The organism is Streptomyces thermocarboxydus, from assembly GCF_024760485.1.
Taxonomy (GTDB): Bacteria; Actinomycetota; Actinomycetes; order Streptomycetales; family Streptomycetaceae; genus Streptomyces; species Streptomyces cellulosae.
On record NZ_CP058273.1, the window covers coordinates 6,956,240 to 6,968,929 of the forward strand.

Sequence of the window (12,690 nt, forward strand, 5' to 3'; positions counted from 1 at the left end):
GAGGGCCGGCGATCGAGGGACGAGCTCAGGCCGAGTCCCGCAGCACCAGTTCCGTGCGGTGGATGACGTGCCGCCAGGCCGTCGACGGCTCCTCCATCTCCTCCAGCAGCAGCCGGACCATCGTGTGCCCGATGTCCTCGAGCGGCTGACGGACCGTCGTCAGCTTCGGGTCGGTGTGCTGGGCGAGCGGGAAGTCGTCGAACCCGATCACCGCCACATCGTCCGGCACCCGCCGGCCCGCCGCTCGGAGCGCTCCCAACGCGCCCACGGCCATGGTGTCCGACGCGGCGAACACCCCGTCGATCTCCGGTGCCCGCTCGACGAGTTCGGCCATCGCGCGGTACCCGCTCTCCGCCGAGAAGTCGCCCTGGACGGTCCAGGACCGCCGCGCTTCCACGCCCGCCCGCTCCATCGCCTCCCGGTAACCGCGCAGCCGGCACTGGGCCACGTACATGTCCGGCGGCCCCGTGATGGTGGCGATCGCGCGGCGGCCGCTGTCCAGCAGATGCGCCACGGCGGCGCGCGCCCCGCCGACGTTGTCCGCGTCCACGTACGTCACGCTCTCGTCCCCGGACCTCCGCCCCAACAGCACCGTGGGCAGGCCCACTTCGGCCAGCATGTCGGGCAGCGGGTCCGTCGCGTGCACGGACATCAGCATCACGCCGTCCACCCGGCCGCCGCGCGCGTACTCCACGAGCCGCTGCCGCTCGGCGTCCGTGCGGACCAGGGTGAGCAGCAACTGCACCTCGGTCTCGGTCAGGGCGTCCCCGACGGACCGCACGATCTCGGAGAAGAAGGGCTCGCCGAACTGCCGCCAGTCCGGCTCCGTCATGACCAGCGCGACCGCGTCGGCGCGCCGTCCGGCCAGCGTGCGGGCGGCGAGATTGGGGACGTACCCCAACTCCGCGATGGCGCGCTGCACGGCCCGGCGGGTCGTGTCCTTGACCCCCGCCGCGTTGTTGATGACGCGGGAGACGGTGCCCCGCCCCACACCGGCGAGCGCCGCCACCTCCTCGAGCGTCGGTGTCCCCGGACGCCGCCTGAGCATGACCACCCCCACGAGATCCCCTGATCCTACCGCTGATCTTGCGAGAGTGCGCCGGCCTTCAGGCCGGGGGTGAATCGCGTCTCAAGGCTGCTCTGACCGCGGTCGTGGGCACGGGTCCGCACTGTCCACCCGGGCCACGGCTGGCCGCGCTCAGTCCGGGCGCTTCTGCTGCGCGATGTAGTCCTTGACCGCCTGGAGCGGTGCACCGCCGCACGAGCCCGCGAAATACGAAGGCGACCAGAACCGGCCGTGCGTGATCGCCCGGTTGACCCGGCCGGTGAACTCCGCGCGCAGACGGCGGGACGAGACGCCCTTGAGGCTGTTGACCAGGCTGGCGAGTGCGACTTTCGGCGGGTAGTGCACAAGCAGGTGGACGTGGTCGGTCTCGCCGTTGAACTCCTTCAGCTCCGCGCCGAAGTCCTCGCAGACCTTGCGCATGACCTCTTCGCAGCGCGTCAGCATCTCGTCGTTCATCACTCCGCGCCGGTACTTCGTGACGAAGACCAAGTGTGCATGCAGGTGGTGGACGACTGTTCGACCCCTGCGGATATCGGGGTTTGGTTCCCATCGTGGTGACATAGACCAAGGGTAGAGTGATCGTTGTGCAGCTCCGGTACAGCTTCCGCGTGTACCCGAGCGCCGGTCAGCGCAGCGCGTTGGCGAGGGCGTTCGGGTGTGCGCGGGTCGTCTTCAACGACGCGTTGCGCGTCCGCGAGGAGGCCCGCGCAGCGGGGCTGCCGTTCGTCACCTCGGCGGAGCTGTCCAAGCACCTCACCGCCGTCAAGAAGACCCCGGAGCGGGCCTGGCTCGGCGAGGTGTCGGCGGTGATCCTCCAGCAGTCCCTGAGGGACCTGGACACCGCGTACCGGAACTTCTTCGACGGGCTGAAGGGCAAGCGCCCGCGCATGGGAGCCCCGCGCTTGAAGTCGAAGCGGGACAACCGGCAGTCGATCCGCTTCACCGCGAACGCGGCCTGGCGGATCACGCCGGGCGGGAAACTGCGTCTGCCGAAGATCGGCGACCTCAAGGTCAAGTGGTCCCGCACACTGCCGTCCACCCCGACCACCGTGACCGTGGTCAGGGACGCGGCCGGCCGGTACTTCGCGAGCTTCGTCGTCGAGACGGACGCCTCCGAGGTCCTTCCGGAGACGACGCCTGAGGTGGGCATCGACCTCGGCCTCGGGCACTTCGCGGTCCTCTCGGACGGCACGAAGGCCGACAGCCCGCGCTTCCTGCGACGGGCCGAGAAGCGCCTCAAGAAGACGCAACGCGCCCTCTCCCGCACGGAGAAGGGCTCCCGCAACCGGAACAAGGCCAGGCTGAAGGTCGCCCGCGCTCACGCGCGAGTGGCCGACGCACGCCGCGAGTTCCACCACCACCTCTCGACGAGGATCATCCGCGAAAACCAAGCGGTTGCCGTCGAGGACCTGGCGGTGAAAGGACTCGCCCGCACGCGCCTGGCCAAGTCGGTACACGACGCCGGATGGTCGGCGTTCGTGACCATGCTGGAGTACAAGGCCGCCAGGTACGGGCGGACCTTCGTGAAGATCGGCTGGTTCGAGCCGACCTCCCAGGTGTGCTCGCGGTGCGGCGTCAAAGACGGACCCAAGCCCCTCAACGTCCGCGAGTGGACGTGCAAGGAGTGCGGAGCCGTCCTGGACCGGGACATCAACGCGGCGGTCAACATCGCCAAGGCCGCCGGACTGGCGGTATCAGCCTGTGGAGCGCAGGTAAGACCGGGACTCGTCCCGGCACCGCGCAGCGCAGCAGGAACCCACCCGAAGCGGCCCACACAGCCCGTGTGGGAGCAGGCGGGAATCCCGGGCCTTTAGGCCTGGGAGGATGTCAAGGCCCCAGTCATACCCGTATCGACCGTTCCCGCAACCCGCGTGCGGTGTGCGGTCGTTCGCACCTCGCGTCCGGCGTGAACGGCGTGTCCGGACCCTGGACAGGCCCCCGGGCGCCGTGCTCTCATCCCGACTGGGCCTTACAACGTTGTGCAGACCGAACCGGCGAGCCACCCCGCCCGTCCCGCGCACCCCCCTCCGCAGGACCACGGACGACGATGAACAGGAGCCCGCGCATGCCCCTGACCAGACGCACCCTCCTCGGCGCCGGAGCCGCAGGCCTCGGCGCGGCCGCACTCGGCGGACCCCTCACCCGCCCCGCCTCCGCGTCCCCCGGGCGTGCCGCCGGCCCCCTCCCTGACGCCTTCCGCCGACTGCCTGCCGGCAGCGTCACCCCGTGCGGCTGGCTGGCCGGCCAACTGCGGCTCCAGCTCGACGGGTTGTGCGGCCGCTACGAGGAGATCTCCCACTTCCTCGACTTCGGGACCACCGGCTGGGTGCACCCCGACCGCCCCGGCTGGGAGGAACTGCCGTACTGGCTGCGCGGATACGTGCCGCTCGCCGTGGCCACCGGCGACACCGCGGCCCTCGCCAACGCCCGCCGGTGGGTCGACGCGGTCCTCGCCACCCAGCAGTCCGACGGCTTCTTCGGACCGCGCGCCCTGCGCACCTCGCTGGGCGGCGGCCCCGACTTCTGGCCGTACCTGCCGCTGCTCCAAGCCCTGCGCACACACGAGGAGTTCACGGGCGACGAGCGCGTCGTGCCCTTCCTCCTGAAGTTCCTGCGCTTCATGAACGCCCAGGGCCCCGGCGCCTTCGACACCAGCTGGATCTCCTACCGCTGGGGCGACGGCCTGGACATCGCCGTCTGGCTGTACCGCCGCACGGGGGAGACCTTCCTCCTGGACCTGGCCCTCAAGATGCACACCCTGGGCGCCGACTGGACCGGCCCGACGCCCTCCCGCCACAACGTCAACATCGCCCAGGGCTTCCGCGAACCCGCCCAGTACGCCCAGGTGACCGGCTCCGCCGAACTGACCCGCGCCACCTACCGCGCCTACGACTCCGTCATGGCCGCGTACGGCCGGTTCCCCGGCGGCGGCCTGGCCGGCGACGAGAACTACCGGCCCGGTTTCACCGACCCTCGGCAGGGCTTCGAGACCTGCGGCGTCGTCGAGTTCATGGCCTCCCACGAACTCCTCACCCGCATCACCGGCGACCCCGTGTGGGCCGACCGCTGCGAGGACCTGGCGTTCAACATGCTCCCCGCCTCCCTCGACCCGCACGGCAGGGCCATCCACTACATCACCAGCGCCAACAGCGTCGATCTGGACGACCGCACCAAGACGCAGGGCCAGTTCCAGAACGGCTTCGCCATGCAGGCGTACCACGCGGGCGTCGACCAGTACCGCTGCTGCCCCCACAACTACGGCATGGGCTGGCCCTACTTCACCGAGGAACTGTGGCTCGGCACCGACGACGGGGGCCTGGCCGCCGCGATGTACGCGCCCAGCACGGTCCGCGCCGAGGTCGCCGGCGGCACCACGGTCACCGTCACGGAGGACACCGGCTACCCCTTCACCGACACCGTCCGCCTCACCGTCTCCACCCCGCGCCCGGTGCGCTTCCCGCTGCGCCTGCGCGTGCCCGGATGGTGCCGTTCACCCGAACTCCGGGTCGCCGGACGGCAGGTGAGCGCACCCGACGGTTCCGGTTGGGCGACCGTGACCCGCACCTGGCGCGACGGCGACGTGGTCACCCTGCGCCTGCCGCAGCGCACCGAGGTGCGGACCCTGCCCGGCCAACACGGCGCCGTAACTGTCCGACACGGACCGCTGACGTACTCCCTCGAGATCGGTGAGCGGTACGAGCGTTACGCGGGCGACGACGCCTTCCCCGCGTACGAGGTGCACGCCACCACACCGTGGAACTACGGCCTCGCGCCGTCCCCTCGTCCGGAGTTGCGCCGCACCCCAGGCCCCGTCCCCGACAACCCCTTCACCCACGCCACCACCCCCGTCCGCATCGCCGCCGACGCCCGTCGCATCGCCGAGTGGACGGCCGACGACGAGCACGTCGTCACCCCGCTCCAGGACAGCCCCGCCCGCAGTGACGTCCCGGTCGAACGGGTCACGCTGATCCCGATGGGCGCGGCCCGGCTGCGGATCACCGCGTTTCCCACGGCGTCCCCGGACGGCCGGCCCTGGACGCCGGAGCCGCCGTACCGCCGGATCGAGAACCGGCACAGCGGCAAGGTCCTCGCCGTCGACGGCATGTCCACCGAGAACAGCGCCCGTGTGGTGCAGTTCGCGAACACCGGCACGGGCGACCACGCCTGGCAGCTGATCGACCAGGGGGAGGGCTGGTACCTGATCCGCAACGGCCACAGCGGCAAGGTCCTGGGCGTGGACGGCATGTCCACGGCGGACAGCGCACGGGTCGTCCAGTACGAGGACAACGGCACCCCCGACCACCTCTGGACCCTGGTCGACAACGGCGACGGCTGGTACCTGATCCGCAACCGCCACAGCGGCAAGGTGCTGGGCGTGGACGGCATGTCCACGGCCGACAGCGCCCAGGTGGTCCAGTTCACGGACAACGGCACGGCGGACCACCTGTGGCGCTTCATCTGAAGCGCCCCGCAGGACAACCGGGCGCTCAAGTAACTCCCCCAGGGGCGCGGGGAACTGCGCGCTCAGCCCCCACGGACCCGCAGGGAAGCACGCTCAGGGGCGCGGGGAACTGCGCGACCAGCCCCCGTGCACCCGCACCCGACGACGACCCGCACCGCCCCCCGCGTCCCGAGCACTCCGCGCGCTCCGTACGAGATCCCCCGCCGCCCCCTCCCACTCAGGCCACCTGAACTCGAACCCCGCATCCCCCAACCGCCCCGACACCACCCGCCGACTCTTCAACAACAACTCCGTGTCCGAGCGGAGCACAAACGCCCCCACCTCCGCCATCCACCGGCTCGCGGGCAACCCCGCCGGCACCCCCCAAGCCCTCCGCAGCACCCGCATGAACGCCCGCTGAGGAAGCGGACCGGGCGCGGCGAGATTCACCGCGCCCTCCATGTCGTCCCGAGCGATCAGAAACTCCACGGCCCGCACGAAGTCGTCCTCATGGATCCACGACACGTACTGCGCACCGCCGGCGACCGGCCCGCCCAGCCCCAGCCGGGCGAGCCTCGACAGCATGTCGAACACCCCGCCCCGGTCGGGACTCATCACCATCGCCGCCCGCAGGGCCACCTTCCGCGTGTCCGGGGTCGCCGCCTCGGCCTGCGTCCGCTCCCAGTTCCTGGCGATCTCGACGCTGTACGCCCAGTAGTCCGGCACGCCGCTCTCGGCGCCGCCGACGACACCCGTCGCCTCGTCGTTGGCGGCGTCGAACCGGTGCGCGTAGATCGTCGCGGTGCTCATCTGGAGCCACACCTTCGGCGGCCGACGCGCCGAGGCGATCGCCTCACCCACGACCCGCGTCGAGCCGACACGCGAGTCCATCATGGCGCGCAGATTTTCCGAGGTGTACCGGCATGAAACGCTGCGCCCCGCCAGGTTGACGACGACGTCCGCGCCCTCGACCACCTCGGCCCAAGGGCCCGGGCTCACCCCGTCCCACGCGACGTCCTGAGGCCGGCGAGGCTGCCTGGTCAGCACGACCACCTCATGCCCGGCCGCGCTCAGCGCGCGGTCCAGCATCGTGCCCACCTGTCCGGTCCCCCCGGGCATGACGATCTTCATCGGACCCCTCCGGCCTCTTGGGTGTCCTCACTCTATCCCGCGTTTTTGAACGCGTTCAACTCTGGGTCCCGGCGGAACGGAAAACGGCCGAAGGGGGAGGCCGGGGCCTACGCCTGCGAGGCGATCTGGATCAGATTCCCGCACGTGTCGTCGAAGACGGCGGTCGTGACCGGCCCCATCTCCAGCGGCTCCTGGGTGAAGCGGACGCCGAGTCCTCGCAGACGCTCGTACTCCGCGTGCACGTCGTCCACCGCGAACGCGGCGAGGGGGATGCCGTCGGCCATGAGGGCGTCCCGGTAGGGCTTGACCGCGGGGTGGTGGGACGGTTCGAGCAGCAACTCGGTGCCGTCCGGCTCCTCGGGCGACACGACGGTGAGCCACCGGTCGGTCTCGCCCAGCGGCACGTCGTGCTTCTTCACGAAGCCGAGGACGTCGGTGTAGAAGCGCAGGGCCTTCGCCTGGTCGTCGACGAAGACGCTGGTCAGATGGATCTTCATGAGGGGTCCTTCTCGCGTGCGGGGGTGGCGTGCGGGTCGAGCCAGCGCTCGGTGATGTGCCGCAGCGGCGCGACGTTCAGGTCGTGGAACTTGTACCGGCCCTCCCGCCGGGTCTCGACGAGCCCGGCGGCCTCCAGGACGGCGAGGTGCTGTGACACCGCCTGACGTGAGATGCCGAGCCCGTGCTTCATGGTCAGGCGCGCACAGATCTCGAACAGTGTCTGTCCGGACTTCTCCGTCAGCTCGTCGAGGATCGTGCGGCGGGTTCCGTCCGCCAGAGCTTTGAAGAGGTCGTCGGCCGCCATGTCCTCACTATAGGCAAGTGCTCACTTGCCTATCAATGCGACAGCCTCCCCCGGCGAGCTGACGAGGGGCGGCCGTCGGGTCGGTGGTGACGGTCGAGCCGGTCGGTGACGCCCATGGTGGGACTCCTTGTGGCCGATGCGCAGGGCAGGAAAGAGGGGGCGGCGCGGAGGCCGTCCGCCCCCACCGACGTGCGTGCCGGGCGCGCTGTTCAGCCGTTCGGGGCCTGGTTGGACACGGGTCGGCAGCAGTCCTCCGGGCGGTGGCCGGCAGACTCGTCCCCCATGAGCGACAGAGCAGTCCCGCCGGCCCGCCCCGCGGGTGAAAGCGGGCCTCCCGCACCGGGCGCGACGGGACGGACGCGGCTCCAGGCGGCGGTCGCCGCGCTGGTGACCGTCGGTGCGGGACTGGGCCTGCGGGCGCTGGCGACGGGCGACGTGGCCAAGTACGGCGGGGACGCGCTCTACACCCTTCTGATCCTCACCCTCGTCCTCCTGCTCGCCCCGCGCTCCACCCCCGCGCGGGCGGCGGGCGTCGCGCTCGCTGTGAGCTGGGCGGTGGAACTGCTCCAGCTCACCGGACTCCCCGCGGAACTGTCCGCCCGCAGCACCGCCGCCCGTCTGGTCCTCGGCTCCACCTTCAACGCACCGGACCTGCTCTGGTACGCGGCCGGCGCGTGCGGCGGCTGGCTCGCCCTCCGCGTGGCCGTTCGCTGCCGGAAGACCGGTTGAGCCGGCGGCCCGCCGTCTTCACGGGGTGCGACTGCGGGAGCCGGTGGGCACCATGGGAAGGCGTACTCCCCATGACCAAGGAGCACGCTCATGAGCGAGCCGATCCTCGAGCCGGCGGCGCGGGAGTTCGCCGACGCCACCTCACGGCCCCCGTCCCTCCAGGAACGGGGTCCCGAAGCCGCGCGCAAGGTTCTGCACGCGATGCAGACCGCCCCGCTCGGCCAGCCGGACGTCGACGAGGAGTGGGTGACCGTCCCCGCCGACGTGGGTGAGGTGCGGGTACGCATCGTCGAACCCCCCGGACCCACGGGCCCCCTGCCCGTCGTCGTCTATCTGCACGGCGGGGGATGGGTGCTCGGCGACGCCGTGACCCATGACCGGCTGGTGCGGGAGCTGGCGACCGGGGTCGGCGCGGCCGTCGCGTTCGTCGAGTACGACCGCTCGCCGGAAGCCCGCTTCCCCGTCGCCGTCGAACAGGCCTACGCCACGGCGCGGTGGATCACCGGCAACGGAGCGCGGTACGGCCTCGACAGCACGCGCATGGCCGTCGCGGGCGATTCGGCCGGGGGGAACATCACGGCCGCGCTGGCCCTCATGGCAAAGCAGCGTGGCGACGTCACCTTCGTCCACCAGTCCATGTACTACCCCGTGACCGACGCGGGCCAGGACACCGCCAGCTACAGGGAGTTCGCCGGCGGGCCCCACCTCACGGCCGAGGCCATGGCGTGGTTCTGGGACTGCTACGCGCCCGGCCCGGCCCAGCGTGCCGAGATCACCGTCTCACCGCTGCGGGCCGGTCTCGGCGAACTCCGCGGCCTCCCCCCGGCCCTCGTCGTCGTCGCCGAGAACGACGTCCTGCGCGACGAGGGCGAGGCCTACGCGCGCAAGCTGCTGCAGGCGGGGGTCCCGACGACGAGCATCCGCTACAACGCCACCCTGCACGACTTCATGATGCTGAACCTCCTGAGGGGCACCCACGCGGCCACCGCGGCCGTCGAGCAGGCCGTCCGCGCGCTCCGCACGGCCCTCCGGACCGGCTGAACGGGCCCGACAGGGGCGCCTGACGGCCTATACATGGGCGGGGGCGCGGCGGCACACGCGCTCAGGCCCGCCGCCCGCCCCGCAGCCGAAGCCGCTCACCCGGGAAGCGGGACCGGAAGCCTCGGTCGTGGGACACGGCCACCACGGCACCCGGATACGCGGCCAGCGCCGTCTCCAGGTCCTCGACGAGGTCTAGTGCCACATGGTTGGTCGGCTCGTCGAGCACCAGCAGGTCCGCCGGGCGGGTCACCAGCCGGGCGATCTGCAGCCGCCGTTGCTGACCCGCCGACAGCGCCGCCACCGGCACCGTCAGGTCCTCCTCGCGGAACAGCCCCAGCGACAGCAGCGTGTCACGATGCTCCCCGACCGCCCCCGGCCGACGTGCGGCGAACGCGGCGAGCAGCGGGAGCCGGCTCAGGCGGACGGGCAGCTCCTGCGGCAGATGACCGATGGCGGCCGGACGGCGCACCGACCCGGTGTCCGGGTCCAGGTCCCCGGCCAGAACCCGCAGCAGGGTCGACTTACCGGCCCCGTTCTCCCCGGTGACCAGCAGCCTTTGGCCAGGCTCCACTGCCAACCGGCCCTCCAGACGCAGCCGTTCACCGACCCCCACGTCCTCCAGCTCGACGAGCGGATACGCGGACTCGCCTTCGGCCACGGGCTGTTCGGGAGCAGCCACCGCCGGGGCCGCCGTGAACCGCAGCGGCTCGGTCGGTGCGGGCACCGGTGTGCGCCGCAGCCGGGCCAGCCGTTCGCGCACCGCCCGCACCTGGCCGCCCAGTTTCGCCTCGTGCGACCGGCGGTGCTTGCCGAAGCCCTGGCGCGGGTCCCCGCCGGTGGTGGACAGGCGCCGGCCCGCCGCCTCCAGCAACTCCTCGGTGCGGGCGACCTCGTCGATCCACTCCGCGTGCGCCTGTTCGGCGCGGCGTCGTGCGGCCGCCTTCGCCGCCCGGTATCCGGCCCAGCCGTCGCCGTACCGGCGCACGGAGCGGGTGTCGCGGTCGACCTCCAGGATCGTGGTGGCGATCCGCTCGATGAACGGGCGGTCGTGGGTGACGGCCACGACGGTGCCGCGGTGCGTGCGCAGCCGCTCCTCCAGCCAGTGCACCGCGGACGCGTCGAGATGGTTCGTCGGCTCGTCGAGCAGCAGCAGTTCCGGGTCCGCGGCCAGGACGCAGGCGAGCGCCAGCCGGGACTGCTCACCCCCGGAGAGCGAGCCGAGCAGCCGGTCACGGGTCACGCCGGCCAGCCCCAGCCCGTGCATGGCCGCGTCCACCCGCGCGTCGGCCCGGTAGCCGTCGCGCTGCTCGTACGCGGTCAACAGGTCGCCGTAGGCCGCGAGTTCGGCCTCGGACGCTTCGCCGAGGCGCTCCTCGGCCGCGCGCAGCCGTTGTTCCAGGGCGCGCAGCGGGGTGAGCGCGTGATCGACCGCGTCCTGCACGGTCCGGCCGGGTTCCAGTACGGGGGTCTGGGTGAGGTGGCCGGTGCCGCCGGGGAAGGCGGCGGTGATCTCGCCGTCGTCGGGCGTCTCGGCCCCGGCGAGGAGCCGCAGCAGTGTGGACTTGCCGGCGCCGTTCTCGCCGATGACGGCCGCCCGCTCACCGGGGCGGACGGTGAAGGTGACCTGGTCGAGGATCGTGCGGGGGCCGTAGGACTTGGTGACGTCCTTGACGGACAGCTGCGCCGTGACGGCGGGCGCGAGGGTGTGGGCGCGTGCGCGCATGGGTCTTTCCCCGAGGTGAGAGAGGTGACGGTGGGCGATGACGGCGGCGTCGGCCGTGCCCGGACTCAGAGAAAGAAGTAGTGGCGCATGCACCCACCCTAACAAGACGGGCCGTCTCGTCTCAAGTCGCGTCCGATTCCGGCGATCGGCCCTCGCCCGTCGCGGCCCTGCGCCGCCGGTGCGCCGCCGCCTTGGCGTTGTTGCCGCAGCGGCGCATGGAGCACCACTGGCGGGGCCGGCCCGAGGGCGGGTTGAGGTAGAGCATCCGGCACACCTCGGACGCGCACCTCGTCAGCCGCTCCCGGCGCGACGCGTCGGACACGAGCCCGGTCAGGTCCCGCGCGACCACCGACAGCAGGGCGTCCTCGGTGAGCAGATCGCTGCCGGGTGCCTGTCGCACGCCGTCCGGGCGCAACTCCAGTCTGGGGGCGGGCGGTTCAGGGGCGGCCAGCTCGTTGACGAGGTCCACGGACGCGGGGGAGGGGCGATGCCCGTCCAGCAGCGACGAGGCGATGTCGTACGCGGCGTCGCGCAACGCGTGCAGCGACCGCAGCAGCGCCTCCGCCTCGTAGCCGGGCGCCGGAGTCAGCCCCACGCCGCGGCACCACGCGGCCAGCCGCTCGGCGTCCCCCATCCGCTCCACCGGGCCGGCCGGCCGGCGCCCCACCGTCGCGACGAGGTTCAGCGACAGCGTGCCGGCGTCGAACCGTAGATCACGCGCCCGGGCGGTGACCCTCGTGCGCGGTTCTTGCGGCGAAGCTCCCATGCGGTGATAGTAACCTCCTGAACGGTTATCAAGGGAGACGGGTGGCCATGCGGATCGCGATTGTCGGAGCGGGTGGGGTCGGGGGCTACTTCGGGGCGCGGCTCGCCGCGGCGGGCCACGAGGTCACCTTCGTGGCCCGGGGACGCCACCTGGAGGCCGTACGCCGCTCGGGGCTTCTCGTGCGCAGCCCGCTGGGGGACGTCCGCACCTCGCCCGGCTCGGTGGTGGAGAGCGTCGCGGACGTGGACGGCGCCGACCTGGTCGTCGTCGCCGTGAAGCTGTGGGACACCGAGGACGTCGCCCGTCAGCTGGGCGCCTCCAAGCTGGCCGGCACGCCCGTGCTGTCGCTGCAGAACGGCGTGCAGAAGGACACCGTCCTCGCCCGCCGCCTTCCCGCCGAGTCCCTGCTCGGCGGCGCCTGCTTCATCTCCGCCTTCATCGAGGAACCGGGCGTCGTCCGCCACAACGGCACCCTCCAGCGCATGGTGTTCGGCGCCCGGCACCCCAGTCAGGAGCCGGTGGCGCGTCAGTTCCTCCAGGCGTGCACCGAGGCGGGCATCGACGCCGAGATCAGCGAGGACGTCGACCGGGTGATCTGGGAGAAGTACGTCTTCCTCGTCGGCCACTCGGCCGCCACCACCGCCGTCCGCCGGCCCATCGGCGTCGTCCGCTCCCACGAGCGGACGCGGGCCCTGCTGCGGGACGTCATGGCGGAGACCGTGGCCGTCGCCCGCGCGTCGGGCGTCGCGCTGGCCGAGGACTTCGCCGAGCGTCAGCTCGCCTTCTGCGACACCCTCCCCGCCGACATGACGTCGTCCATGCACAACGACCTGGAACACGGCCACCGTCTCGAACTGCCCTGGCTCAGCGGGGGAGTGGTCGGCCTCGCCGACGAACTCGGCGTCCCCGCGCCCCGCAACCGCACGGTCGCCGACATCCTGTCCCCTTACGTCGACGGCGCCCCGGCAGACGCCTGACGGGCCGGGGCGCC

At 72.1% G+C, this 12,690-nt stretch carries 12 protein-coding genes; 5 read left to right on the forward strand and 7 right to left on the reverse strand.

What is annotated here, in order from left to right:
* Positions 1-25: 25 nt before the first annotated feature.
* Together AY578_RS31775 and tnpA are read right to left on the reverse strand one after the other, a co-directional pair.
* Entirely contained in the window at positions 26-1,048 is a 1,023-nt protein-coding gene (locus AY578_RS31775) for a LacI family DNA-binding transcriptional regulator (protein ID WP_026243660.1), read from the reverse strand.
* 150 nt (positions 1,049-1,198) lie between these two features.
* Positions 1,199-1,627: an IS200/IS605 family transposase gene (gene tnpA, locus AY578_RS31780; protein WP_215049247.1), complete on the reverse strand. Its 429-nt coding sequence runs from the start codon at positions 1,625-1,627 to the stop codon at positions 1,199-1,201.
* A 23-nt stretch (positions 1,628-1,650) separates the two neighbouring features.
* Here tnpA and AY578_RS31785 point away from each other — a divergent pair, with 23 nt between their 5' ends.
* Together AY578_RS31785 and AY578_RS31790 are read left to right on the forward strand one after the other, a co-directional pair.
* Positions 1,651-2,880 carry an RNA-guided endonuclease InsQ/TnpB family protein gene (locus AY578_RS31785; protein ID WP_019523686.1) on the forward strand — a complete coding sequence of 410 codons (1,230 nt, stop codon included), beginning with the start codon at positions 1,651-1,653 and terminating at the stop codon, positions 2,878-2,880.
* 251 nt (positions 2,881-3,131) lie between these two features.
* Complete coding sequence (locus AY578_RS31790) at positions 3,132-5,528, forward strand: RICIN domain-containing protein (protein ID WP_019523685.1); 2,397 nt, start codon at positions 3,132-3,134, stop codon at positions 5,526-5,528.
* Positions 5,529-5,621: 93 nt separating this feature from the next.
* Here the strand turns inward: AY578_RS31790 and AY578_RS31795 are convergent, their stop codons facing one another.
* The 3 genes from AY578_RS31795 to AY578_RS31805 all read right to left on the reverse strand — a co-directional run bounded on the left by AY578_RS31795 (position 5,622) and on the right by AY578_RS31805 (position 7,440).
* A complete protein-coding gene (locus AY578_RS31795; RefSeq protein ID WP_019523684.1) occupies positions 5,622-6,638 on the reverse strand; it encodes a TIGR01777 family oxidoreductase in 1,017 nt (338 codons plus the stop codon).
* A 107-nt stretch (positions 6,639-6,745) separates the two neighbouring features.
* Complete coding sequence (locus AY578_RS31800) at positions 6,746-7,135, reverse strand: VOC family protein (RefSeq protein WP_019523683.1); 390 nt, start codon at positions 7,133-7,135, stop codon at positions 6,746-6,748.
* Positions 7,132-7,440 (reverse strand): ArsR/SmtB family transcription factor, encoded by a 309-nt coding sequence (locus tag AY578_RS31805; protein WP_019523682.1) that lies wholly within the window; start codon positions 7,438-7,440, stop codon positions 7,132-7,134. Before AY578_RS31805 ends, AY578_RS31800 begins: the two co-directional genes overlap by 4 nt.
* A gap of 282 nt (positions 7,441-7,722) precedes the next feature.
* On the opposite strand from AY578_RS31805, the gene AY578_RS31810 reads away from it, so the two are divergent.
* Together AY578_RS31810 and AY578_RS31815 are read left to right on the forward strand one after the other, a co-directional pair.
* Positions 7,723-8,169, forward strand: a complete 447-nt coding sequence (locus AY578_RS31810; protein WP_078504534.1) for a ribosomal maturation YjgA family protein — start codon at positions 7,723-7,725, stop codon at positions 8,167-8,169.
* Positions 8,170-8,259: 90 nt separating this feature from the next.
* The gene (locus tag AY578_RS31815) at positions 8,260-9,210 is read left to right on the forward strand and encodes an alpha/beta hydrolase (RefSeq protein ID WP_019523680.1); all 951 of its coding nucleotides are present in this window, start codon (positions 8,260-8,262) and stop codon (positions 9,208-9,210) included.
* A 61-nt stretch (positions 9,211-9,271) separates the two neighbouring features.
* On the opposite strand, the gene abc-f is transcribed toward AY578_RS31815, so the two are convergent.
* Positions 9,272-10,933, reverse strand: coding sequence for a ribosomal protection-like ABC-F family protein (abc-f, locus tag AY578_RS31820; protein ID WP_136237464.1), 1,662 nt, complete (start codon positions 10,931-10,933; stop codon positions 9,272-9,274).
* A 121-nt stretch (positions 10,934-11,054) separates the two neighbouring features.
* On the reverse strand, positions 11,055-11,699 hold the full coding sequence (locus tag AY578_RS31825) for a CGNR zinc finger domain-containing protein (protein ID WP_019523679.1): 645 nt from the start codon (positions 11,697-11,699) through the stop codon (positions 11,055-11,057).
* A gap of 47 nt (positions 11,700-11,746) precedes the next feature.
* On the opposite strand from AY578_RS31825, the gene AY578_RS31830 reads away from it, so the two are divergent.
* Positions 11,747-12,676 carry a ketopantoate reductase family protein gene (locus tag AY578_RS31830; RefSeq protein WP_019523678.1) on the forward strand — a complete coding sequence of 310 codons (930 nt, stop codon included), beginning with the start codon at positions 11,747-11,749 and terminating at the stop codon, positions 12,674-12,676.
* Positions 12,677-12,690 lie beyond the last annotated feature (14 nt).